The sequence below is a fragment of the Streptomyces sp. Qhu_M48 genome (assembly GCF_051305195.1).
Lineage (GTDB): Bacteria > Actinomycetota > Actinomycetes > Streptomycetales > Streptomycetaceae > Streptomyces.
In genome coordinates this window covers 278942-302153 of record NZ_CP195432.1, presented here as the reverse complement: position 1 = coordinate 302153, position 23212 = coordinate 278942, and the positions used below count along the sequence as shown (strand labels likewise).

24 protein-coding genes are annotated in these 23212 nt (G+C 72.8%); 5 read left to right on the top strand and 19 right to left on the bottom strand.

What is annotated here, in order from left to right; genetic code table 11:
* Nucleotides 1–2 precede the first annotated feature (2 nt).
* A complete protein-coding gene (locus ACRRSS_RS01680; RefSeq protein WP_435969441.1) occupies nt 3–2525 on the bottom strand; it encodes an ATP-dependent Clp protease ATP-binding subunit in 2523 nt (840 codons plus the stop codon).
* Between the two features lie 473 nt (nt 2526–2998).
* Here ACRRSS_RS01680 and ACRRSS_RS01675 point away from each other — a divergent pair, with 473 nt between their 5' ends.
* Nucleotides 2999–3589 carry an SCO3374 family protein gene (locus tag ACRRSS_RS01675; protein WP_435969440.1) on the top strand — a complete coding sequence of 197 codons (591 nt, stop codon included), beginning with the start codon at nt 2999–3001 and terminating at the stop codon, nt 3587–3589.
* Here ACRRSS_RS01675 and ACRRSS_RS01670 read toward each other — a convergent pair.
* The 10 genes from ACRRSS_RS01670 to ACRRSS_RS01625 form a co-directional block, all read right to left on the bottom strand.
* Nucleotides 3568–3903, bottom strand: coding sequence for a histone-like nucleoid-structuring protein Lsr2 (locus tag ACRRSS_RS01670; protein WP_435969439.1), 336 nt, complete (start codon nt 3901–3903; stop codon nt 3568–3570). The two genes, ACRRSS_RS01675 and ACRRSS_RS01670, sit on opposite strands and share 22 nt — an antisense overlap.
* A 167-nt stretch (nt 3904–4070) precedes the next feature.
* Nucleotides 4071–4616, bottom strand: coding sequence for an amino-acid N-acetyltransferase (locus tag ACRRSS_RS01665; protein ID WP_351900956.1), 546 nt, complete (start codon nt 4614–4616; stop codon nt 4071–4073).
* Between the two features lie 9 nt (nt 4617–4625).
* Entirely contained in the window at nt 4626–5045 is a 420-nt protein-coding gene (locus ACRRSS_RS01660; RefSeq protein WP_015034428.1) for a BlaI/MecI/CopY family transcriptional regulator, read from the bottom strand.
* 120 nt (nt 5046–5165) lie between these two features.
* Nucleotides 5166–5345, bottom strand: coding sequence for a hypothetical protein (locus tag ACRRSS_RS01655; RefSeq protein ID WP_435969438.1), 180 nt, complete (start codon nt 5343–5345; stop codon nt 5166–5168).
* A gap of 14 nt (nt 5346–5359) precedes the next feature.
* Nucleotides 5360–5932, bottom strand: coding sequence for a hypothetical protein (locus ACRRSS_RS01650; protein ID WP_435975222.1), 573 nt, complete (start codon nt 5930–5932; stop codon nt 5360–5362).
* A gap of 289 nt (nt 5933–6221) precedes the next feature.
* The gene (locus ACRRSS_RS01645) at nt 6222–7028 is read right to left on the bottom strand and encodes a type III pantothenate kinase (protein ID WP_435969437.1); all 807 of its coding nucleotides are present in this window, start codon (nt 7026–7028) and stop codon (nt 6222–6224) included.
* On the bottom strand, nt 7028–8065 hold the full coding sequence (gene nadC / locus ACRRSS_RS01640; RefSeq protein ID WP_435969436.1) for a carboxylating nicotinate-nucleotide diphosphorylase: 1038 nt from the start codon (nt 8063–8065) through the stop codon (nt 7028–7030). The genes ACRRSS_RS01645 and nadC overlap by 1 nt, the downstream gene beginning before the upstream one ends.
* Nucleotides 8066–9760 (bottom strand): L-aspartate oxidase, encoded by a 1695-nt coding sequence (locus ACRRSS_RS01635; protein WP_435969435.1) that lies wholly within the window; start codon nt 9758–9760, stop codon nt 8066–8068.
* Nucleotides 9757–10815 (bottom strand): pantoate--beta-alanine ligase, encoded by a 1059-nt coding sequence (gene panC, locus ACRRSS_RS01630; protein WP_435969434.1) that lies wholly within the window; start codon nt 10813–10815, stop codon nt 9757–9759. The genes ACRRSS_RS01635 and panC overlap by 4 nt, the downstream gene beginning before the upstream one ends.
* Nucleotides 10812–11777, bottom strand: coding sequence for a Rossmann-like and DUF2520 domain-containing protein (locus ACRRSS_RS01625; RefSeq protein ID WP_435969433.1), 966 nt, complete (start codon nt 11775–11777; stop codon nt 10812–10814). Before ACRRSS_RS01625 ends, panC begins: the two co-directional genes overlap by 4 nt.
* Nucleotides 11778–11902: 125 nt before the next feature.
* Here ACRRSS_RS01625 and ACRRSS_RS01620 point away from each other — a divergent pair, with 125 nt between their 5' ends.
* The gene (locus ACRRSS_RS01620) at nt 11903–13060 is read left to right on the top strand and encodes a threonine aldolase family protein (RefSeq protein WP_435969432.1); all 1158 of its coding nucleotides are present in this window, start codon (nt 11903–11905) and stop codon (nt 13058–13060) included.
* Nucleotides 13061–13183: 123 nt separating this feature from the next.
* Here ACRRSS_RS01620 and ACRRSS_RS01615 read toward each other — a convergent pair whose 3' ends face one another.
* Nucleotides 13184–13390, bottom strand: coding sequence for a hypothetical protein (locus tag ACRRSS_RS01615; RefSeq protein WP_435969431.1), 207 nt, complete (start codon nt 13388–13390; stop codon nt 13184–13186).
* Between the two features lie 153 nt (nt 13391–13543).
* On the opposite strand from ACRRSS_RS01615, the gene ACRRSS_RS01610 reads away from it, so the two are divergent.
* A complete protein-coding gene (locus ACRRSS_RS01610) occupies nt 13544–14626 on the top strand; it encodes a DUF5937 family protein (RefSeq protein ID WP_435975221.1) in 1083 nt (360 codons plus the stop codon).
* Nucleotides 14627–14776: 150 nt separating this feature from the next.
* On the opposite strand, the gene ACRRSS_RS01605 is transcribed toward ACRRSS_RS01610, so the two are convergent.
* Nucleotides 14777–15454: a response regulator gene (locus tag ACRRSS_RS01605; protein ID WP_435969430.1), complete on the bottom strand. Its 678-nt coding sequence runs from the start codon at nt 15452–15454 to the stop codon at nt 14777–14779.
* Nucleotides 15455–15471: 17 nt separating this feature from the next.
* Nucleotides 15472–16671 (bottom strand): sensor histidine kinase, encoded by a 1200-nt coding sequence (locus tag ACRRSS_RS01600; protein WP_435969429.1) that lies wholly within the window; start codon nt 16669–16671, stop codon nt 15472–15474.
* Nucleotides 16672–16768: 97 nt separating this feature from the next.
* Here ACRRSS_RS01600 and ACRRSS_RS01595 point away from each other — a divergent pair, with 97 nt between their 5' ends.
* Together ACRRSS_RS01595 and ACRRSS_RS01590 are read left to right on the top strand one after the other, a co-directional pair.
* On the top strand, nt 16769–17758 hold the full coding sequence (locus tag ACRRSS_RS01595; RefSeq protein ID WP_435969428.1) for an SAM-dependent methyltransferase: 990 nt from the start codon (nt 16769–16771) through the stop codon (nt 17756–17758).
* A gap of 77 nt (nt 17759–17835) precedes the next feature.
* Nucleotides 17836–18978: an NADH-quinone oxidoreductase subunit D gene (locus tag ACRRSS_RS01590; RefSeq protein WP_435969427.1), complete on the top strand. Its 1143-nt coding sequence runs from the start codon at nt 17836–17838 to the stop codon at nt 18976–18978.
* Nucleotides 18979–19057: 79 nt separating this feature from the next.
* Here ACRRSS_RS01590 and ACRRSS_RS01585 read toward each other — a convergent pair whose 3' ends face one another.
* The 5 genes from ACRRSS_RS01585 to ACRRSS_RS01565 all read right to left on the bottom strand — a co-directional run bounded on the left by ACRRSS_RS01585 (nt 19058) and on the right by ACRRSS_RS01565 (nt 23167).
* Nucleotides 19058–19546 (bottom strand): GNAT family N-acetyltransferase, encoded by a 489-nt coding sequence (locus ACRRSS_RS01585; RefSeq protein WP_435969426.1) that lies wholly within the window; start codon nt 19544–19546, stop codon nt 19058–19060.
* Nucleotides 19543–20643, bottom strand: coding sequence for a hypothetical protein (locus ACRRSS_RS01580; protein WP_435969425.1), 1101 nt, complete (start codon nt 20641–20643; stop codon nt 19543–19545). Before ACRRSS_RS01580 ends, ACRRSS_RS01585 begins: the two co-directional genes overlap by 4 nt.
* A 130-nt stretch (nt 20644–20773) precedes the next feature.
* Complete coding sequence (locus ACRRSS_RS01575) at nt 20774–21781, bottom strand: ABC transporter substrate-binding protein (protein WP_435969424.1); 1008 nt, start codon at nt 21779–21781, stop codon at nt 20774–20776.
* A gap of 32 nt (nt 21782–21813) precedes the next feature.
* Nucleotides 21814–22479, bottom strand: a complete 666-nt coding sequence (locus ACRRSS_RS01570; RefSeq protein WP_435969423.1) for an ABC transporter permease — start codon at nt 22477–22479, stop codon at nt 21814–21816.
* A 1-nt stretch (nt 22480) separates the two neighbouring features.
* A complete protein-coding gene (locus ACRRSS_RS01565) occupies nt 22481–23167 on the bottom strand; it encodes an ABC transporter permease (protein ID WP_435969422.1) in 687 nt (228 codons plus the stop codon).
* Nucleotides 23168–23212: the final 45 nt, after the last annotated feature.

Sequence of the window (23212 nt, the reverse complement as noted above, 5' to 3'; positions counted from 1 at the left end):
GCTTACGCGTCCTTCGACAGGTTCGGGCCCGTGCCGCCCGTCGCCTCGATCGGCGGGGCGTCCGGCAGAGCCGTCTTCTCCTCGCCGCGGAAGGTGAAGGCACGCTCCTCGCCCTCGCCCTCCGTGTCCACGACCACGATGTGACCGGGGCGCAGCTCGCCGAAGAGGATCTTCTCCGACAGGGTGTCCTCGATCTCGCGCTGGATCGTCCGGCGCAGCGGCCGGGCGCCCATCACCGGGTCGTAACCCTTCTTGGCGAGCAGCTCCTTCGCGGACGGGGAGAGCTCGAGGCCCATGTCCCGGTCCTTCAGGCGCTCGTCGACGCGGCCGATCATCAGGTCGACGATCTGGAGGATGTCGTCCTGCGTCAGCTGCGGGAAGACGATGATGTCGTCCACACGGTTGAGGAACTCCGGGCGGAAGTGCTGCTTCAGCTCGTCGCTGACCTTCGCCTTCATCCGCTCGTAGTTGGACTTCGTGTCGCCCTGGGCCGCGAAGCCCAGGTTGAAGCCCTTCGAGATGTCCCTGGTCCCGAGGTTGGTGGTCATGATGATGACCGTGTTCTTGAAGTCCACGACCCGGCCCTGGGAGTCGGTCAGGCGACCGTCCTCCAGGATCTGGAGAAGGGAATTGAAGATATCGGGGTGGGCCTTCTCGACCTCGTCGAAGAGGACGACGGAGAACGGCTTGCGGCGCACCTTCTCGGTGAGCTGGCCGCCCTCTTCGTAGCCGACGTATCCGGGCGGCGAACCGAAGAGACGGGAAACCGTGTGCTTCTCGCTGAACTCCGACATGTCGAGGGAGATCATCGCGTCCTCGTCGCCGAAGAGGAATTCGGCGAGGGCCTTCGAGAGCTCGGTCTTACCGACACCGGACGGACCGGCGAAGATGAACGAGCCACCGGGGCGCTTCGGGTCCTTCAGGCCGGCCCGCGTACGGCGGATGGCCCGCGAGAGGCCGATGACGGCGTCCTTCTGCCCGATGACGCGCTTGTGGAGCTCGTCCTCCATGCGGAGCAGGCGGCTGGACTCCTCCTCGGTCAGCTTGAAGACCGGGATGCCGGTGGCGGTGGCGAGGACCTCGGCGATCAGATCGCCGTCGACCTCGGCCACGACGTCCATGTCGCCGGCCTTCCACTCCTTCTCGCGCTTGGCCTTCGCGGCGAGGAGCTGCTTCTCCTTGTCACGGAGCGACGCGGCCTTCTCGAAGTCCTGCGAGTCGATCGCGGACTCCTTGTCGCGGCGGACGCCGGCGATCTTCTCGTCGAACTCGCGGAGGTCCGGCGGCGCGGTCATCCGGCGGATGCGCATCCGGGAGCCGGCCTCGTCGATCAGGTCGATCGCCTTGTCCGGGAGGAAGCGGTCCGAGATGTACCGGTCGGCCAGGGTCGCGGCCTGGACGAGGGCCTCGTCGGTGATGGAGACCCGGTGGTGGGCCTCGTACCGGTCGCGCAGACCCTTGAGGATCTCGATGGTGTGCGGCAGCGACGGCTCGGCGACCTGGATGGGCTGGAAGCGGCGCTCGAGGGCCGCGTCCTTCTCCAGGTACTTCCGGTACTCGTCGAGCGTGGTGGCGCCGATGGTCTGGAGCTCACCGCGGGCCAGCATCGGCTTGAGGATGCTGGCGGCGTCGATCGCGCCCTCGGCGGCGCCCGCACCCACGAGGGTGTGGAGCTCGTCGATGAACAGGATGATGTCGCCGCGGGTGCGGATCTCCTTGAGGACCTTCTTCAGGCGCTCCTCGAAGTCACCGCGGTAGCGGGAGCCGGCGACCAGCGCGCCGAGGTCCAGGGTGTAGAGGTGCTTGTCCTTGAGGGTCTCGGGCACCTCGCCCTTGACGATGGCCTGCGCCAAGCCCTCGACGACGGCGGTCTTGCCGACGCCGGGCTCGCCGATGAGCACCGGGTTGTTCTTGGTGCGGCGGGACAGCACCTGCATGACCCGCTCGATCTCCTTCTCGCGCCCGATGACCGGGTCGAGCTTGGATTCGCGGGCCGCCTGGGTGAGGTTGCGGCCGAACTGGTCGAGGACCAGGGACGTCGAGGGGGTGCCCTCGGCAGGCCCGCCGGCGGTGGCGGCTTCCTTGCCCTGGTAACCGGAGAGCAGCTGGATGACCTGCTGCCGCACCCGGTTGAGGTCGGCGCCCAGCTTCACGAGGACCTGGGCGGCGACGCCCTCGCCCTCGCGGATCAGGCCGAGCAGGATGTGCTCGGTGCCGATGTAGTTGTGGCCGAGCTGGAGGGCCTCACGGAGCGAGAGCTCCAGGACCTTCTTGGCGCGAGGGGTGAAGGGGATGTGCCCGGACGGGGCCTGCTGCCCCTGCCCGATGATCTCCTCCACCTGCTGGCGGACCGCCTCGAGCGAAATCCCGAGGCTCTCCAGGGCCTTAGCGGCGACACCCTCACCCTCGTGGATAAGGCCCAGAAGGATGTGCTCGGTGCCGATGTAGTTGTGGTTGAGCATCCGGGCTTCTTCCTGAGCCAGGACGACAACCCGCCGCGCGCGGTCGGTGAACCTCTCGAACATCGTTAATCGCTCCTCAGAGCGGTCAGTCAGTTAGGGGTCGATCCCCTCCCTGTCCTTCCGCAGCTTAGTCCCGCAAGCGGGGACCGCTCATTCCAACTGCCGACATCCGTCCGGATCACCCCCTCTTCCGCGGGGAGACCTGCTGCAGAACAGCCGACAAATGCTCCAACCCGATGGTGCGAGACGATGTTCCCGCAGGCCAAGTAGTTAGCCGCGTCTTCAGTACGCCGATGGCGAACGTGAGACGCCGAAGCCGACGAGTCGCCCCTCTCCACTAGGAATGTCTTACCCGTAAGGACTGACACTCCATGCGGCGCACCCCGGTTCCCTCCGCTACCAGCGAACACCCTTGCGCTGCCGAATGCACTCGTACACCCCATCACGGACACCTTGCGCGTTCGGACGGGGACCGATGGTGACCGCGGCGGTCCGCCCGGGCGTAACCAACGCACCGTCCCGGGAGTTCCCCGGGTATGGCCTTCACCGTCCCCCTCCCCCGCACGCCGCTCGAAGGCGGCCTGGCGCGGTGGTACGAGAACGAGCTCGGCTGGGCGACGGTGGCCGGCCCGCCGGTGCGGCTCGTCACGGGGCTGCGCTTCGACGTCCTGGATCTGCCCGCCACGGCCGGCCACGGCGTGCTGAACCGGATGGGCCCCGCCACGGGTCCGGTGGCCCTGCGCGGGCACCGGATGCGGCTGCTCGTGGCGGCGGGGAGCGCGGAGGAGCTACCCGGCCTGCTCGACTGGCTCGAGTGGGGCGGGATCTCGCTGGATCTCACGGCGCTGGGCACCGACGGCCGGATGACCGCGCCCCTTCCCCCGGGGCGGGGCGGATCCGGCGCGCCGGGCGCCGCCGTGTGGCTGCGTGCCCCGGCACCGGGCCGCGAGGTCGAGTCCTCGCTGCCGGCGCTGCGGTCCGCGCCGTGGGGCGATGCGGATGCCCCCTGCCTGGTGCGTCTCGTGGCCGCCGCCGCCGCGGAGTGCCATCGGGTGCGGCTGCTGAGTGCCCGGGCCCGGGGGCCGGTGGCTCAGCAGCTGTCGCCTCAGCGGTTCGCGTCCTCGTAGGCAGCCTTGATGTCGGCGGGAACGCGACCACGGTCGTTCACGTTCATGCCGTTCTCCTTGGCCCACGCGCGAATCTTCGCGGTGTCCGGGCTGCCCGTCGCCACGGCGCGGCCCTTGCCGCGTCCGCCGGTGGTGCGGCCACCGGTGCGACGACCGCTCTTGGTGTACGGCTCGAGCAGGTCACGGAGCTTTTCCGCGTTGGCGGTGGTGAGGTCGATCTCGTAGGTCTTGCCGTCCAGCGCGAACGTCACGGTCTCGTCCGCCTCGACGCCGTCGAGGTCGTCGACAAGAAGGACCTGAACCTTCTGTGCCACCGGATTTCCTTTCATAGAAAATGGAGTACGCGGAAAGGAAACCGCTTTTCCCGGAAAAACACAAACCCCTGGCAGAGGTTCAGAACCCCGGCCACGCGGGAAACGTGCGCGATTCGGACATAGGGTTCCGTGCCGGGTTCCCCCCGGCGTTCCGCGCGGGTTCCGCGTCACAGGTGCAGAAGCATCCGGCTGTTGCCCAAGGTGTTCGGCTTCACTCGTTCGAGACCGAGGAACTCGGCGACTCCCTCGTCATAGGAACGCAGGAGCTCGCTGTAGACATCTCCGTCGACCGGGGTCTCGCCGATCTCAACGAAGCCGTGCTTCGCGAAGAAGTCGACTTCGAAGGTCAGGCAGAATACCCGCCGCACACCGAGCCAACGGGCGGTGTGCAACAACTTGTCCAGCACCTGATGTCCGACGCCGGCGCCCTTGAACTCGGGATCGACGGCGAGAGTGCGGACTTCCGCGAGGTCTTCCCACATCACATGGAGAGCGCCGCAGCCGACGACGGTGGCGTCCTCGTCGCGTTCCGCGACCCAGAACTCCTGGATGGACTCGTAAAGGGTGACGGTCGCCTTGTCGAGCAGGATGCCGCGCCGCACGAACGGATCGACGAGACGACGGACCGCGGCGACATCGCCGGTGCGGGCCCTGCGTACGGTGACGGCTTTTGCGGAGGCCGCGGAAGCGGCCGGGGAAGCGGGCGTCGACATGGGGGGACGCTATCGCTCCTGGGCCCCGGTTCCTTCGGCGCCCTCCTCGGGCGGGGCGGGAAGCGGGTTGTCGCGCTGGACGATTCGGATGGCGTCGTTCAGGGCCTCACGCTGGTCCTGCGACATCATCCCGAAGAAGGCGACGAGCGCGGCGGCCGGGTTGTCGCTCTGGGCCCATGCCTCGTTCATCAGCGCGGCCGCGTATGCGGCGCGGGTGGAGACCGCCGTATATCGATAGGCGCGGCCTTCGACTTCTCTGCGGACCCAGCCCTTCTGGTGGAGATTGTCCATCACGGTCATGACGGTGGTGTAGGCGATGGACCGTTCCTGCTGAAGGTCTTCCAGAACTTCCCGGACGGTCACCGGACGGTTCCATTGCCAGACGCGCGTCATGACGGCGTCTTCAAGCTCTCCCAAAGGACGGGGCACAGCGCCACTTTAGTGCGCAAAGCGTCATTAAGAGGCTATTGACGGAAGGAAACGCAACAAAAAGGACGTACGACCTCGGAGGGCCGTACGTCCCGGGCACCGCGGGAGGGCGGTCGGAGTTCAGGAAGTGGTGGTGGCGTCCGACTGGCGGGTGGCCTCGGCGCGGGCGAGGGCCGCGTCCACGACCGCGTCCTCCTTGGCCTTGTTCGAGCCGCCCTGGGTCTTCACGATGACGACGACGATGGCGGTGAAGAACGCGGCCATCACGATGGGCGGCAGGAGCGCGGATACGTATTCCATGGCGACCAGAGTAGCTATCCGGCCGCCCGCTCCTCGGGCGGGGGCGGGGGTACGGGCCTCCGGCGCGGCGGGAACACCTCGGAGGGCTTGGGCACCGGACGCTCGGCCGGGGCCGGCGGGTTCGGCTTGGGCTCGTCATCCGCCGCCCGCCCGCCGGGCAGCGCGAACAGCCGGGCCCGGGGGCCGGTCGGGGCCGAGGTGGCGGTGGCCTGGGAGACCCGGGCCAGGCGCGCGCGTACGGAGCGCTCGGCGAGGATCCGGCAGCGGGCGAGCAGTTCCGAGGCCGCCGGGTTGCGACGCAGCGCGCGGAGCGCGGCGAGGTCGTCGGCCTGGGGGTCGTACCCGGCGGCGAGAGCGTCCCGGAGGAGTTCCAGGTAGCCGCTGAGGGAGCCGGGCAGCGCCTCGCGGTAGCGGGCCAGGTCGGCGAGGAGGAAGGCGCGCAGCCGGCCCGCCTCGCGCACGGCCTCGTCCACGGACGCGGCCAGGAGCAGCGCGTCCTGGACGTCCTCGTCGTGGAGGGGGGCGGGGTGGAGGGCGACGGCGAGGGCACGGCGGAGCACACGCAGCTCGTCCGCGCTGAACGCCATGCCGCCGCGGGATCCGTATGGCGTGGGCATGGGCCGACGATACGCGCTAATCGGACAATTTTCTCTTAGCGATCATTCCGGCGCGCCGACGGCCGAGCGGCCCGCCGGGCGGGCCACCTGCGGCGCCGGCCCGGGCCCACCCGCGGCCCCGGGCCGGTGGTGCCGCCGGGCCAAGGGCATCACCTGGTCACCGGGCCCGGAGTCGCGCAGTCACGCAGTCACGCAGTCACGCAGTCACGCACGGTCGGCCCGGGCCCGGAGTCACGCACGGTCGCCCGGGCCCGGGGCGTCACATGCGGGAGACGTTGCGCTCGTAGACCAGGCGCAGGCCGATCAGGGTCAGCCACGGCTCGTGCTCGTCGATCTCCTTGGAGTCCGCGAGGACCATCGGCGCCAGACCGCCCGTCGCGATCACCGTCACGTCCGAGGGGTCGCCGCCGGCGCCGGCCAGCTCGCGCTTCATCCGGGCGACCACCCCGTCGACCTGGCCCGCGTAGCCGTAGACGATGCCCGACTGCATGGCCTCGACCGTGTTCTTGCCGATCACGCTGCGCGGCCTGGCCAGCTCGATCTTGCGGAGCATGGCGCCCTTGACGCCGAGCGCCTCCACCGAGATCTCGATGCCCGGCGCGATCGCCCCGCCCGCGTACTCGCCGCGCGCGGTGATCGCGTCGTACGTCGTCGCCGTACCGAAGTCGACGACGATCGCCGGGCCGCCGTAGAGCTCGACGGCGGCGACCGCGTTGATCACGCGGTCCGCGCCGACCTCCTTGGGGTTGTCCGTGAGGACCGGGACGCCCGTCTTGACGCCCGGCTCCACAAGGACCGCCGGAACGTCCCCGTAGTACCGCCGCGTGACCTCGCGCAGCTCGTGCAGCACCGAGGGGACCGTCGCGCAGATCGCGATCCCCTCGATGCCGTCGCCCAGCTCGACGCCGAGCAGCGGGTGCATGCCCATGAGGCCCTGGAGCAGGACCGCCATCTCGTCGGCGGTGCGGCTCGGATCGGTGGAGATCCGCCAGTGCTCGACGATCTCGTCACCGTCGAAGAGACCGAGGACCGTGTGCGTGTTGCCGACGTCGATGGTGAGCAGCATCAGGCCCGCACCTCGCGCAGGTCGAGGCCGATGTCGAGGATCGGGGAGGAGTGGGTGAGCCCGCCGACCGCCAGGTAGTCCACGCCGGTCGCCGCGTACGCCGCCGCGTTCTCCAGGGTGAGGCGGCCCGAGGACTCCAGGACCGCGCGGCCCGCGACGAGGGCGACGGCCTCCTCGGTCTCGGCCGGGGTGAAGTTGTCCAGCAGGATCAGGTCGGCGCCGGCCTCCAGGACCTCGGAGACCTGGGACAGGGTGTCGACCTCGACCTCGATGGGCAGCTCGGGGAAGAGGTCGCGCACGGCCTTGAAGGCCTCGGCGACGCCGCCGGCCGCCACCACGTGGTTGTCCTTCACCAGGGCCGCGTCGGAGAGCGACATCCGGTGGTTGACACCGCCGCCGCAGCGGACCGCGTACTTCTCCAGGGCGCGCAGGCCCGGCGTCGTCTTGCGGGTGTCGCGGACCTCGGCCTTCGTGCCCTCCAGGACGTCCGCCCACGCGCGCGTGGCGGTGGCGATGCCGGAGAGGCGGCACAGGATGTTGAGCGCGCTGCGCTCGCCGGTGAGCAGGTCGCGGGTGCGGGCGGTGACGCTGAGGAGCACGTCCCCGGCCTCGACGCGCTCGCCGTCCTCGACGTGCCGCTCGACCTCGAACTCGTCCGCGCAGACGATGGAGAGCACGGCCTCGGCGACCCGCAGACCGGCCACGACGCCGGCCTCGCGGGCGGTGAAGTCGGCGGTGGCGACGGCGTCCTCCGGGACGGTCGCGACGGTCGTCACGTCGACGCCGCCGTCGAGGTCCTCGGCGATCGCGAGGTGGGCGATGTCCTCGACCTGTACGGGGTCGAGACCGGCGTCCGCGAGGAGCTCGGCGAGCGCGGGGTCGAGCCCGCACTCGAACTCCTCACCGCCGCCGCAGCCACAGCCGTCGCCGCAGCCACCTGCGTCCCCCTCGGGAGACGCGGAGGACGCCGAAGGGGCGCTGATCTGGATCAGAGGGACGTCCACGGGCTGCGGACGGGCTTCCTCGGGCGTGGTCACTTACGGCTCCCTGGGGGCATCGGAGGTGGGGGGAAGGTCGTGCGTGGCGGTCGTCCGGACGTCGAGGGTCCGCTCCGGCGTGAGGCGTACGACGAGATGGCGGCGCCACTCCGCGTCGTCGCGGTCCGGGTGGTCCTCGCGCCAGTGGCAGCCGCGGGTCTCCTCGCGGCGGCGGGCGGCGGTGACCAGGACCCGGGCGACGCACAGCAGGTTGGTGGTCTCCCAGGCGTCCACACCCGGCTCGCCGGCCTTGGCGTCGTCGTCGCCGCCCGCGAGGGCGTCGCCGTGCAGGGCGTCGAGGGCCTCGGCGGCCTCCCGCAGGCTGGCCTCGGAGCGCAGCACGCCCGCGCCGGCCGTCATGGTCCGCTGGATACGGGTCCGGGCGCCGGCCACGGGCAGCGGCAGGGTCACCGGGGCCGGGTGCGGCACCGGGGCGCCGGGCACGCGCGGGGCGGCCGAGATGATGTCCTCGGCGATCCGCTCGGCGAAGACCAGGCCTTCGAGGAGCGAGTTCGAGGCGAGCCGGTTGGCGCCGTGGACGCCCGTACAGGCGACCTCGCCGCACGCGTACAGGCCGGGGACGGTGGTGTGGCCGCGCAGGTCCGTACGGACGCCGCCGGAGGCGTAGTGGGCGGCGGGGGCGACCGGGATCGGCTCCGTCACCGGGTCGATGCCGTGGGAGCGGCAGGCGGCCAGGATCGTCGGGAAGCGCTGCTCCCACATCTCGGCGCCGAAGTGGCGGGCGTCGAGGTACATGTGCTCGGTGCCCTGCTCCTGCATCCGGCGCATGATCGCCTTGGCGACGATGTCCCGGGGCGCCAGCTCGGCCAGCTCGTGCTGCCCGGTCATGAAGCGGACCCCGTCGGCGTCGACCAGGTGGGCGCCCTCTCCCCGTACCGCCTCGGAGACCAGCGGCTGCTGGCCCTCGGAGCCGGCGCCTAGGAAGAGCACGGTGGGGTGGAACTGGACGAACTCGAGGTCGGAGACCTCGGCACCGGCCCGCAGGGCGAGCGCGACGCCGTCGCCGGTGGAGACGGCCGGGTTGGTGGTGGCCGAGAAGACCTGGCCCATGCCGCCGGTCGCGAGGACCACCGCGGGGGCGTGGACGGCGCCGACGCCGTCGTGCTGCCCCTCCCCCATGACGTGCAGGGTGACGCCGGCCGTACGGCCCTCGGCGTCCGTCAGGAGGTCCAGGACGAGGGCGTGCTCGATGGTGCGCACGCCCTCGTCCCGTATCGCCTCGACCAGGGCGCGGGAGATCTCGGCGCCGGTGGCGTCCCCGCCCGCGTGGGCGATCCGGCGGCGGTGGTGGCCGCCCTCGCGGGTCAGCGCGATCTCGCCGTCGGCGGTCTTGTCGAAGTCGGCGCCGGTCGCGATCAGCCGGCGGACGGCGTCCGGTCCCTCGGTGACGAGGGCGCGCACGGCCCGCTCGTCGCAGAGCCCGGCACCCGCGACGAGAGTGTCGTCGAGGTGCTGCTCGGGGGTGTCGCCCTCGCCGAGCGCGGCGGCGATGCCGCCCTGGGCCCAGCGGGTGGAGCCGTCGTCGAGCCGGGCCTTGGTGACGACGACCGCGCGGAGCCCGGCCGCGGTGCAGCGCAGGGCGGCGGTGAGACCGGCGACGCCGGAGCCGACCACGACGACGTCGGCGTCGATGGCCCAGCCGGGTGCGGGGGCGTGCAGCCGTATTCCGGTCACGGGGTGGCTCCGAAGGTCAGGGGGATGTTGTCGATGAGCCGCGTGCTCCCCACGCGCGCGGCGACGGCGAGGATCGCCTCCCCGTCGTGGTCGTCGGCGACCTCGGTGAAGTCGGCCGGGTCCACCAGGGCCAGGTAGTCGAGGACGAGCGGCGGCTCGGCCTTCGCCGCGTCGTCGAGGACGGCGCGGGCCGCGGCGCGCACGGCCTCGGCGCCGCCGCGGTCGGCCGCCTGCGCGACCGCGTGGGCGTCGGCGGCGGCCCGGGCCTCGCCGAGCCGGGAGAGCGCGGCGGCACGGTTCTGGGTGCCGGGCAGGGCCTCGGCACGGGCGCGCAGCGCCTCCTGGGCGGCGAGCCGGTCGCCGGCGGCGAACAGGGCGCCGGACAGCGCCAGGGCCGTACGGCGCTCCCCGGCCGACAGGTAGCGGTTGCGGCTGGAGAGGGCCAGGCCGTCGCCCTCGCGGACGGTCTCCACGCCGACGATCTCGACCGGGAAGTTCAGGTCGCGGGCCATGCGACGGATCAGGGCCAGCTGCTGGGCGTCCTTCTGGCCGAAGAAGGCCAGGTCGGGGGCGGTGAGGTGGAGCAGCTTGGCGACGACGGTGAGCATGCCGTCGAAGTGACCCGGCCGGGAGGCGCCTTCGAGCAGCTCGCCCATGGGGCCGGCGGTGATCCGGACCTGGGGCTCCCCGCCGGGGTAGACCTCGTCGACGGAGGGCGCGAACACGACGCTCGCGCCCGCGTCGAAGGCGAGCTCCAGGTCGGCGTCGAGGGTGCGCGGGTAGCGGTCGAGGTCCTCGCCCGCTCCGAACTGGAGCGGGTTGACGAAGACGGTGACGACGACGAGGCCCTTCCGGCCCACGCGCGCGCGTGCGGCCCGGACCAGGGTGGCGTGGCCCTCGTGGAGGGCGCCCATGGTCATGACCACGGCGGTGGAGCCGGGGGCGCCGAAGCGGGCTACGGCGTCCGCGAGGTCCTCGGCCGTGCGCAGGAGCTCGGCCGGCTGGTGGCGGACGGGTCGCGCGGTGTCGGCGCGGTCCCGGGCGAACAGGCTCATCGGTCGTCTCCTTGCGGCCCGTCGGCGGCTCCGGTGGTGCCGGTCGCGCCCGCCGGTGTCTCGGCGAGCACCCCCAGCAGGTCCTGGGCCAGCTCGGGCTTGAGCAGACCGTGCGCGAGCGCCCGGTCCGCGGTCGTGCGGGCCATCGCCAGGTACCCGGCGACGGTGCCGGGCGCGTGCTTGCGCAACTCGGCGACGTGGGCGGCGACCGTACCGGCGTCACCGCGCGCGACGGGCCCGGTGAGGGCGGCGTCCCCGGACCGCAGGGCGTTGTCCAGGGCGGCGCCGAGGAGCGGGCCCAGCATCCGGTCGGGGGCGGCGACCCCGGCCTTGTGCAGCAGCTCCATCGACTGGGCGACCAGGGTGACCAGGTGGTTCGCGCCGAGGGCGAGAGCCGCGTGGTAGAGCGGGCGGGCCTCCTCGGCGATCCACTCGGGCTCGCCGCCCATCTCGATCACCAGGGCCTCGGCGGCCAGCCGCAGCTCCTCGGGCGCGGTCACCCCGAAGGAGCAGCCGGCGAGCCGCTGGACGTCGACGGGGGTGCCGGTGAAGGTCATGGCGGGGTGCAGGGCGAGCGGCAGCGCGCCGGCCCGCCGCACGGGGTCCAGGACCCGCGCCCCGTACCGCCCGGAGGTGTGAACGATCAGCTGCCCCGGACGTACGGCCCCGGTGTCGGCGAGGCCCTCGACCAGACCGGGCAGGGCGTCGTCCGGCACGGTGAGGAGCACGAGGTCGGCGAGGGCGAGGACGCGCGCGGGCTCGACGACGGGGACCTCGGGCAGGAGGGCGGCGGCGCGGCGCCGGGAGGCGTCGGAGACCGCGGAGACGGCGACGGGGCGGTGCCCGGCGAGCCGGAGGGCGGCGGCGAGGGCGGGGCCCACGCGGCCCGCGCCGACGACTCCGACGGTGAGTCGGGCGGGTCGGTCCTCGGCTCGGGGCTCTGGCGCTGCTGGTGCGTTCACGGTGGGACGGCCTTCCGTTCCAGTCCTCGGCGGGTACCGGACGATTTCTGGTCATGCTACGCCAGCGTTTCGCGCTCCTCCGTGGCTGTCCACAGGGTGTGGGCGGCGGTGTGATGATCGGTCCCATGAATCCTGTGGACCCTGTGGACGAGGAAGCGGCCCGGCTCTACCGGGCGAAGGTCTGGGGCGGCGCCGAGCGGAGACTGTGGCACTCCCCGGCGGACGGCACGGTCGGCACGCGCCTGCGTGAGCTCGCCGACTGGGCCGATGCGGCGGGCCACGGCGAGGGGCCGCTCGACACGTACGGGGACGGCTCGGTCGAGGATCTCGAACGGAGGGTCGCCGAAGAGCTCGGCCACCCCGCCGCCGTCTTCTTCCCCACCGGCACGATGGCCCAGCAGGTGGCGCTGCGCTGCTGGGCCGGGCGCACCGGCAGCCCCGTCGTCGCCCTCCACCCGCTCGCCCACCCCGAGGTCCACGAGGACGGCGCGCTGGGGGCCGTCTCCGGGCTCCGCACGGTCCACCCGACCGACGCGCCCCGGCTGCCCACCGCCGAGGAGGTACGGGACCACCCGGAGCCCTTCGGGACGCTGATGCTGGAGCTCCCGCTGCGGGACGCGGGCTTCGTGCTGCCGTCCTGGGACGAGCTGACCGGGGTGGTGGAGGCGGCCCGGGAGCGGGACGCGGTGGTCCACTTCGACGGAGCGCGGCTCTGGGAGTGCCCGACGCGTCTCGGCCGTCCGCTCGCGGAGATCGCGGGGCTCGCCGACAGCGTGTACGTCTCGTTCTACAAGTCCCTCGGCGGCCTGTCCGGCGCCGCGCTCGCCGGCCCCGAGGACGTCATGGCGGAGGCCAGGGTCTGGCGGCACCGGTACGGGGGCCTGCTCTTCCAGCAGTACCCGGCGGCGCTCGCCGCGCTCCGGGGCCTGGACGTCGAACTGCCCCGGCTGCCCTCGTACGTGGCCCACGCGCGCGTGGTGGCGGAGGCCGTCCGGGAGGGGTTCGCGGAGGCGGGCGCGGGATGGTTCCGGGTCCACCCGGAGACCCCGCACACCCACCAGTTCCAGGTCTGGCTGCCGTACGACGCCGAGACCCTGACGGCGGCGGCCCTCGCCCAGACCGAGGCCACCGGCACGGTCCTCTTCCGCCGCTGGTTCACCCCGGGGGCGGGCGGCCCGCCGGGCGTCTCGGTGACGGAACTGACGGTGACGGCTCCGGGCCTGGAGTGGACGGCGGAGGACGTGAGGGCGGCCGTACGGGACTTCCTGAGCCGCCTGGACTGAGACCGGGTCGGTCAGGGTCGGGTCGGGGTCGGCCGGAGCCGGGCCGGGCCGGGGTTGGCCGGAGCGGGGTCGGGTCAGGCCGGGGTCGGGTCAGGTCGGGGTCGGGTCAGATGGCGCGCGGGGTCAGATGGCGCGCGGGTGCCACCAGCGGCGCAGGGCGGTCCGGAGGCCGCCCCGCGCCGGGCGGCCCGCCAGCACCCGCTCGAAGCGGCGCCGGTCGCGGACCGCCCGCAGGACGGCGACGTCCTGGGTGCCGGGCGCCGGCGGCATCGGCTCGCCCAGCTGAGCGGCGCGGTACGTGTCGAAGAGGTACTGATGCAGCGCGTTCATGACCTCACCGTGCGCCGGGTTCCGACGCCCTGGCGCGCCGATTGACGGCACCCGTCAAACGGCGGCCCCGGCCCGCCCGGCGCGACGATTGACGGCACCCGTCAATCGTCGCGACAGCACCCCCGCCCCACCCCGCACCATGGACGGGTGAGCGTGACCATCGACATCACCGGACTGCCGCACGAGCGGATCGCCTTCAGCCCCTCGCCGCTGGCCGAGCTGGGCGCCGCCCTGCACGCCCTCGCCGAGCCCGCGCACCACGCCAGGCTCCACGCCTGGACCACCACGACCTCCGCCGCCCTGAGGCCCGAGCTCGCCGACCGGCTCCACGAGGCCGACTTCATGTGGCGCTCCACCCGCTCCGACATCCTGCTGCCCGCCCGGCCCCGCGAGACCCTCGCCGAGGAGCTGGACGACCTGGACCGCATGGACGACGAGAAATACGTCGGGTCGGCCCTGGAGATCTCCTGCGCGAGCCCCTACTCGGACGGCGCCCCCTCGCCGCTCGTCGACGAGCGGATGCGGCGCCGCGCCCTCGACCTGGCCACCGCGCGCGGACCGCGCCAGGCCGCGTTCGTGGAGCGGATGCTCGCCGACCCGCCCGGCACGCGCGCGTGGATCCGGCGCCTCCTGGAGGACTGCGACGAGGCCTTCTTCGCCGACACCTGGCACCGCGTCCGGGTCCAGCTCGCGGCCGACGCCCGCCACAAGACGGAGCTGATGCGCCGCAAGGGCCTGGCCGAGGCCGTCGCGGACGCCTCCGCCGCGATGGTCCTGGAGACGGACGCGGCGGGCTCCCGCATCGTCGTCGACAAGCTGGGTCACGCCCGCACCAGCGCCGAGGGCTCCGGCGTGACGTTCCTGCCGACGGCCTTCGGCTGGCCGCACCTCGTCGCCCTGCACGCGCCGGGCTGGCAGCCGGTCATCCAGTACCCCGTCCCCACCCGTGACCTCGGCGGCGGCGTCCCGGTCGGCACGGTCACCCTGCGTCTGGAGGCGGTCGCCCACCCGATGCGGATGCGGCTGAGCCGCAGCCTCGCCCGGGGCGCGTACACCACGAGCGAGCTCGCCGACACGTACGGCATCACCGCCCCCGAGGTCTCCCGCCACCTCGCGGTCATGAGGAAGGCGGGTCTGATCTCCACCCAGCGCCGTGGCCGGTACGTGCTCCACCAGCTGGACGTCACGGTCGTCGCCCGCCTCGGCAGCGACTTCCTGGAGAGCGTGCTGCGGTAGGGCGGCCGGGGGCGGGGCGACGATCTGCGGGTCCGTCAGCCGGTCCGTACGGAGACGGGGGCGAACGCCGGCGCGGGAGCTCGTACGCGGTCCGGGTCCTGCCGCCGCCGAAGGGCCCGTCGATCCACGGCGGCATCGCCGCGCCCCCGCTCAGCCCGCCGCGCCGCCGCCCGCCCGCACCAGGCCCGTCTCGTACGCGAGGACGACGACCTGGACCCGGTCGCGCAGGCCCAGCTTGGTCAGGATGCGGCCCACGTGGGTCTTCACCGTCGCCTCGGAGAGGACGAGACGGGCGGCGATCTCGCCGTTCGACAGGCCCTGCGCGACCAGCATCATCACCTCGCGCTCCCGGCCGGTCAGCCGCTCCAGCTCCTTGTGCTCGGGGTCCTTGCCCGAGGACGGCAGCATCGGCGAGAAGCGGTCGAGGAGGCGGCGCGTGGTCGACGGCGCCACCACCGCGTCGCCGCTGTGCACGGAGCGGATCGCGCCGAGCAGCTCCGCCGGGGGCACGTCCTTGAGCATGAAGCCGCTCGCGCCCGCCTTGAGCCCCGAGAAGGCGTACTCGTCGAGGTCGAAGGTGGTCAGGATCAGCACCTTCGGGGGGTCCGGCTGCGAACAGATCCGCCGGGTCGTCTCCACCCCGTCGAGCTTGGGCATGCGCACGTCCATCAGGACGACGTCGACCGCCGTGGCGCGCAGCACCTCCAGCGCCTCGACGCCGTCGCCCGCCTCCGCCACGACCTCCATGTCGGGCTGGGCGGCCAGCACCATACGGAAACCGGTGCGCAGCAGCACCTGGTCGTCGACAAGCATCACGCGGATGGACATCAGATTCCTTCGGGTCGTCAGTGAGCGGGCTTGAGGGGGAGCAGGGCGCTGATCCGGAAGCCGCCGCCGGGACGCGGGCCCGCGTCCAGCGTGCCGCCGACCATGCCGATCCGCTCCCGCATGCCGATCAGACCGTGCCCCCGGCCGTCGGCGCCGCCGTCCTCGTACATCTCCTGCGGCGCCCCCCGGCCGTCGTCCTCGACGAGCAGCCCGAGGCCGTCGTCGAAGTAGACCAGCCGGACGCTGGCGCCGACATCGGGGCCGCCGTGCTTGCGCGTGTTGGTGAGCGCTTCCTGCACGATCCGGTACGCGGTGAGCTCGACGCCGCTGGGCAGCGGGCGGGGGCTCCCCTCGATGGCGAAGTCGACGGTGAGACCGGCGCTCCTGACCTGCTCCACGAGGTCCTCGATCTGCTTCACGTCGGGCTGGGGCACGTACTCCCCGGCCTCCTGGTGCTCCCCGGTGCGCAGGATGCCGAGCAGCCGGCGCATCTCGGCGAGCGCCTGGCGGCCCGTGGTGGAGATGGTCTCCAGGGCCTGCTTGGCGGTCTCCGGGGAGGAGTCCATGACGTAGGCGGCGCCGTCGGCCTGCACCACCATCACCGACACGTTGTGCGCGACGACGTCGTGCAGTTCGCGGGCGATCCGGGCCCGCTCGGCGGCGACCGCGACCTTGGCCTGCGCCTCGCGCTCCCGCTCCAGGCGGGAGGCGCGCTCCTCCAGCTGCGCGAAGTAGGCGCGGCGGGTGCGCAGGGAGTCGCCGAGGACCCAGGCGAGGGCGAACGGCACGGTCATGATGACCGTGAAGAAGATCTTGGCGGGGCCTGAGCTGGGGTCCTCCACCGGCCATCTCACCTGGGCGATCGGTGCGGCGAGGAGACCGGCGACGAGCGCCAGGCGGGACGCCCAGCGCGGGCCGTCGTGCGCCGCGACCGTGAAGACGATCACGAGCATGGCGAAGTCGGCCAGGAACGGCGCCAGGTCGAGCCCCAGCTGGACGAGCCCGAGCGCGACCGAGAGCAGCAGCATCTTCTCGGGGGCCCGTCGGCGCAGGGCCACGACCAGGGAGAAGAGCACGGCGACGAGCCCGTACGCGACGGGGTGGCCGGACGTCACGGAGCTGGCCACCCACAGCAGGGAGAACCCGAGGAAGACGACGGCCCAGAAGGTGTCGACGCCCGTGGGGTGTCTGCGGATGAAGTCGTAGAGGCGCTGCACGTCACCCAGAGTAGGGAAGGCGGGCAGGTGCGGGGATCAACCGTGGGGTCGATCCTTGGCGCGGGGCCCGTACTCCCCGAGGTGGAGACTGGGGCGCGTGACGGATGAGACGTGTCAGTGGCAGGGGTGGCGAGAGGCCACGGAACGGGCGCTCTACGGCCCCGGGGGCTTCTACCTGCGCCCCGAGGGGCCGGCGGGCCACTTCCGTACGTCGGTGCACGCCTCCCCGCTCTTCGCGGCGGCCGTGGCCCGGCTGCTCGGCGAGGTCGCGGAGGAGCTGGGAACCGACGGGGTCGACCTTGTGGATGTCGGCGCGGGGCGCGGCGAGCTGCTCGCGGGGGTGCTCGCCGCGACGGCGGGGAGCGGCCTCACGGTCCGGGCGTACGCCGTCGAGCGCGCCGCCCGGCCGGACGGGCTCGACCCCCGGATCGTGTGGACGGACCGGCCTCCCGCAGGGGTGCGCGGGCTCCTCTTCGCGAACGAGTGGCTGGACAACGTGCCGGTGGACGTGGCCGAGGCGGACGCGGCGGGCACGGCCCGGTACGTGGAGGTCCGCGCGGACGGCGCGGAACGGCTCGGCGGTCCGGTCTCCGGCCCGGACGCGGAGTGGCTGGCCCGCTGGTGGCCGCTGCGGGAGCCGGGCGCGCGGGCCGAGATCGGCCGGCCGCGGGACGAGGCGTGGGCGGCGGCGGTGTCCTCGCTGGCGGCGGGCCGCGCGGTGGCCGTGGACTACGCGCACGTACGGGACGCCCGGCCGCCCTTCGGCACGCTGACCGGCTTCCGCGCGGGCCGCGAGGTCCCCCCGGTCCCGGACGGCTCCTGCGACCTGACGTCCCACGTGGCCCTGGACGCGTGCGCGGCGGCGGTCGCCTCCGCCGGGGACGCGGACGGTCCGGTCTCGCAGCGGGAGGCCCTGCGAGCCCTGGGGGTGTCCGGTGGACGGCCCCCGATCGCGCTGGCCTCGACCGATCCGGCGGCGTACGTCCGCGCCCTCTCCACCGCCGGCGAGGCCGCCGAGCTCACCGCCCGCGGCGGTCTCGGCGACTTCCTCTGGCTGACCCGGCGGGTCCCGGCGGCGGGGGACTGACTCCGCCCGCCGGATCCGGTCGGCCGGGCCCGCGGACAGGGCGACGGGGCGTCCGGGGCGCGGGGGATACTGACCGCATGACGGAGACGACGGTCGGTATCGGCGGCGCGGCGGAGAGCACCGACATGGTGCTGAACATCGGGCCGCAGCATCCCTCGACCCATGGCGTGCTCCGGCTCCGGCTCGTGCTCGACGGCGAGGTCGTGCGGCAGGCCGAGCCGGTCATCGGGTACATGCACCGCGGCGCGGAGAAGCTGTTCGAGGCGCGGGACTACCGGCAGATCATCATGCTGGCCAACCGTCACGACTGGCTCTCCGCCTTCTCCAACGAGCTCGGCGTGGTCATGGCCGTCGAGCGGATGCTGGGCATGGAGGTCCCGGAGCGCGCGGTGTGGACCCGTACGCTCCTCGCCGAGCTGAACCGGGTCCTCAACCACCTGATGTTCCTCGGCTCGTACCCCCTCGAACTGGGCGGGATCACCCCGGTCTTCCACGCCTTCCGGGAGCGCGAGGAGCTCCAGGCGGTGATGGAGGAGGTCTCCGGCGGCCGGATGCACTACATGTTCAACCGGGTCGGCGGGCTCAAGGAGGACCTGCCGGCCGGCTGGCTCGGCCGGGCGCGGCAGGCCGTCGCCGACGTGCGCTCGCGGATGGACGTGTACGACCGGCTGGTCCTCGGGAACGAGATCTTCCGGGGCCGTACGCGCGGGGTCGGCGTACTGTCCCCGGCGGCCGTCCACGCGTACGGGGTGTCGGGGCCCATCGCCCGCGCCTCGGGCGTCGACTTCGACCTGCGCCGTGACGAGCCGTACCTGGCCTACGGGGAGCTCCAGGACACCCTGCGGGTCGCCGTGCGCGAGGAGGGTGACTGTCTGGCCCGGTTCGAGTGCCTGCTCGACCAGACGCACAACTCCCTGGACCTGGCGGACGCGTGCCTGGACCGGATGGCGGAGCTGCCGGCCGGGCCGATCAACCAGCGGCTGCCGAAGGTGCTGAAGGCCCCGGAGGGCCACACCTACGCGTGGACGGAGAACCCGCTCGGCGTCAACGGCTACTACCTGGTGTCGAAGGGCGAGAAGACGCCGTACCGGCTGAAGCTGCGCTCGGCCTCGTTCAACAACATCCAGGCGCTCGTGGAGCTGCTGCCCGGGACGCTCGTCGCCGACATGGTGGCGATCCTGGGCTCGCTGTTCTTCGTCGTCGGCGACATCGACAAGTGAGCGACGGGTAGGCGGGGAGCGGGGGCGCCGGGACTGTCGGCGCCCTGTGGGGCGTCAGGCCTCCCGGCACCCGGCAGGGTCAGGTCTCCCGGCCCATGACGACGTACTCCCGCTCCTCCGTGCCGGGTCGCCGCCGCTCGACGGTGGTCCAGCCCCAGCGCCCGTACCGGTCCGTGAGTTCCGGTACGTCGAGGGTCATGAGCCGGGCGGGGCCGGGCGTCCCGACCACGAGCAGCGCGTCGTGGAGGCTCCGGCCGAGGCCCCGGCCCTGGTGGGCGGGGGCGACGACGAGTTCGGCGAACTCGAAGGCGGGGGCGGCTCCGGAGAGGGCCGTGTCGTTCCATCCGGCGGCGAAGCCGAGCAGGGCCTCGTCGGGGTCGAGCGCGATCACCGCGGTGAATCCGTCCTTCGACGCGGCCGCGTCGAGGAGCCTGTCCACGGTCCGTACGGCGCCGAGCGGCGGCTCGTGCCAGGGGGCGCCGCAGAACGCCTGGGCGCACAGGGCCAGGAGTTCGTCGCGGCGCCTGGTGCCCTCGCCGACCGGGAGGTCGGTGAGGCGGTGGGTCACGAGTTCACCGCTCCGCGCAGCTCGGCCACGTCGAACTGCTCGGTCTCGTCGTGCGCGGTCAGGTCGATGACCTGGCCGACCGCCTGGGACGGGGGCGTGACCCGGGGGGCGAGCGGGTTGCCGAGGGTGCCGGAGGGGCTGATCGGGGTGAGGAGCGGGGCGCCGAGCACCGCCTGGGCGGCCAGGGCCTCTTCGAGGACCTCCTCGCCCACGACATCGGCGAGGTCGGTGTTCTGCACGGCCTCGATGGCCTCCGCCGCCTTCTGCGTACCGAAGAAGTCGAAGCCGCCCTCGGGGCGCGGGACGGGCCTGCGGGCCGCGTACGGGACGATCGCGGCGGCGGTCGGGACCGCCGGCACCTTCGTGGAGGAGGGCGGGACCGGCGCGGCCGGCGGGAGCGCGAGGGCGGGGGCGGCCGGGCGGGTGTGCTGCTCGGTTCCGTCGGCCGCCGCGTGCTTCCCCCGCGGTTCCTCCGTCTCCAGGGCCCGCTCGGCGAGGTCACGCGCGCGGGCCGCCTCGGTGGTGCGGCGGGCCTGCTGGGCGGCGGCGTTGCGGGGGAGGTCGCGCAGCGCCTGGGCGGCGCGGCGGAAGGCCTCCGGGGTGGGCGTGGAACCGCCGCCGGGCAGTGCCCTGGCGGTGCCGGACGTCTCCAGGGCCAGGACGCGGGCGCCCTCCAGGGCGCTGGCCCGCTCGGTCTCGGCGGTGGCGTACCGGCGGAGCAGCTCGGCGTGCTCGCCGCGCAGCCCGGCGAGTTCCACGCGCTTGGCGCGGAGCTTGGCGTCGAGGCGGGACCGCAGCGCGCGGGCCTCCTCCAGGTCGGACTCCAGCTCGGCTACCCGCTCCTCGGCCTTCCACTGGTCGGCGGTGCGGGCCCGGTCGAGCTCGGCGACCCGCAGGCCGGCGCTCCGGTCCCAACTGCGCATGAGGACGGCGCCGGTGACGGCGGCGGCCGCCGCCGCGGCGGCGAGCAGCCGTACGACGACCAGTTCGCCGGGCAGCCAGGCGGCCGCGGCGCACACGACCGCGGCGCCTGCGACCGCGGAGGGCGGCAGCAGCTTGTGCAGAGGCGGGGAATGGCGGTGGCGTCCACGTGGCATGGCCTGAAATTTACCGTGCGTAGGCGCCGTGTGGGGTGTCGGCCCGGCAATCTCTTGGCCACTTCTCGTCACCAGAAGTGGATATCCACCGTTCCGGTTCCGTTTCGGGCCGACTCCCCTCACCCGGTGCCTACTTCTTGAGCAGCCCCTTCGTCTCCAGATACTCCTTGGCGACGTCCTCCGGCTTCGCCCGCTCGGCGTCCACCTTGCGGTTGAGTTCGGCGAGATCCGCTGTGGTCAGCACCTTGGTGATCTTGTCCAGGGCGGCGGCTATCTCAGGGGAACCGGCGTCCTTGGCGTTGACCACGGGCAGCACGTTGTCGGCGTTCTGCAGCTTCTTGTCGTCCTTGAGGAAGACCAGGCCGTAGCCGTCGATCGTGGCGTCCGTGGTGGTCGTCAGGACCAGCTGGTCCACCCCGTCCTTCACCGCCTGCTTGGCCTGCGGGGTACCGACCCCCTTGGGGTCGATCCCGGTCACGTCGATCCCGTACGTCTTCTTCAGACCGGGGGCGCAGAACGGCCGCACCGCGCATTCGTCACCGGCGGCGATCTTCACCTTCAGCTTCGACGCGCCGAGATCCGAAAGCGTCGTCAGCTTGTTCTTCTCGGCGAATTCCTTCGTCACCGCGAAGGCGTTCTGATCGACCGCCTCACCGACCGCCAGCACCTTCAGGCCGCGCGGTTCGGCGAGCTTGCGCAGCGCCTCGACCGTGGCCGTCGCGTCACCGGAGGCGACCGGCTTCTCCTCGGGCGCCTTCGGCCCGTTCACCTTCGCGTTGAGGAATTCCGCGATCGTCGCCGCGTATTCCGGGACGACGTCGATCTCGCCCTTCTCCAGCGAGGGCTCGTAGAGCTCGCGATTCTTCACCGTGGTGATGGACACGGAGTATCCGGCGTCCCGCAGCGTCTGCGCGTAGAGCTCGGCCAGGACCTTGGCCTCGGTGAAGGCCGCCGCCCCGACGACCAGCGAACCCTTCTTCCCGCCACCGGAGTTCCCGGCGTCCCCGGAACCCCCGGAGTCCTTCTTCCTGCCCTGCTCCAGGCTGTCACCGCCGCACGCGGCGAGCGCGACGGTCAGCGCCGCCGTACCCAGTACCGCGACCGCGATACGCGAGACCCTGTTCACGAGATCACCCATCCCCACTCAGCGTTCAGCAAAAAGAAACAAGTTCAGAAACGTGCGAGCCGGTCGAAGAGACGCTCCGCGGCCACCATCACGCCCTCCACCAGGAGGGCCAGCAGGGCCACGAGTACGGCGCCCGCGACGACCTGCGCGGTGTCGTACGTGGCGAAGCCGGCCGTGATGATCCGGCCGAGGCCGCCCTGACCGACCATCGCCGCGACGGTCGCCGTGGCGACCACCTGCACCGCGGCCGAGCGCACACCGGTCATCACCACCGGCCGGGCGAGGGGGAGTTCGACCTGGCGGAAGAGTTGCCCGCCGGTCATCCCCATGCCCCGCGCGGCCCGCACCGCGGCCCGGTCCACCTCCCGCATCCCCACGTACGCGTTGGTGAGGAGCGGCGGTATCGCGAACAGCACGAGGGCCACGACGGTCGGTACGTAGCCGGCGTTCCGCAGGGGCGACACCATGAACAGGGCGAGCACCGCGAAGACGGGGATCGCCCGTCCCACGTTCGACACGTTCATCGCGAGCGTCCCGCCCTTGCCGAGGTGACCGAGCCAGAGCCCCAGCGGCAGCGCGAGCGCCGCCGCGATCAGCAGCGCCGCCCCGCTCACGTACACGTGCTCGGCGAGCCGCTGCCCGACGCCCTCCTCGCCCGTCCAGTGCGCGCCGGTGGTGAGCCAGCCCCAGGCGTCCGTCACGATGCCCACCTCACCCACCTCCCGGCGCGGTCCGTATGCGGGTCCACGGCGTGAGCAGCCGCTGGAGCCCCAGGAGCAGCAGGTCGGCGGCGACGGCGAGCAGCACGCACAGCACCGAGGCGGCGAGCATCTGCGCCTTGAAGAAGGTGGGCAGCGCGTCCTCGATGAGGTTGCCGAGGCCGCCCCGGCCGACGACGGAGCCGACCGTCGTCAGCGCGATCGTGGAGACCGTCGCCATCCGTATCCCCGCCATCAGCACCGGCAGGGCGAGGGGCAGTTCGACCTGCCAGAGAAGCCGCAGCGAGCCGTACCCCATGCCCCGGGCGGCCTCGCGCGTCTCGGCGGGCACCGCGGCGAGCCCCGCCAGGGTGTTGCGCACGAGGATCGTCAGCGCGTACAGCACGAGGCCGGTCACCACGAGCGCCGCCGAGAGCCCGAAGAAGGGCAGCAGGAGGGAGAACATGGCGAGCGACGGCACCGTGTAGAGCAGGGTGGTCAGTCCGAGGACCGGCCCGGCGAACCGCGGCCGGGCCCGGACGAGCAGGGCCAGCGGCACCGCGACGACCAGCGCGATCAGCACGGAGGCGACCGTGATTTCCACATGCTGGAGCGTGGCGTCGGTCAACTCCTGGGCCCGCGTGCGCAGGTACTCGCCGCAGATCCAGTCGTTCGTGACCAGACAGTTCGGTGCGCTCATCCGTCCTCCCCCCGCCCGTCGACCTTCCCGAACACATGTCTGACG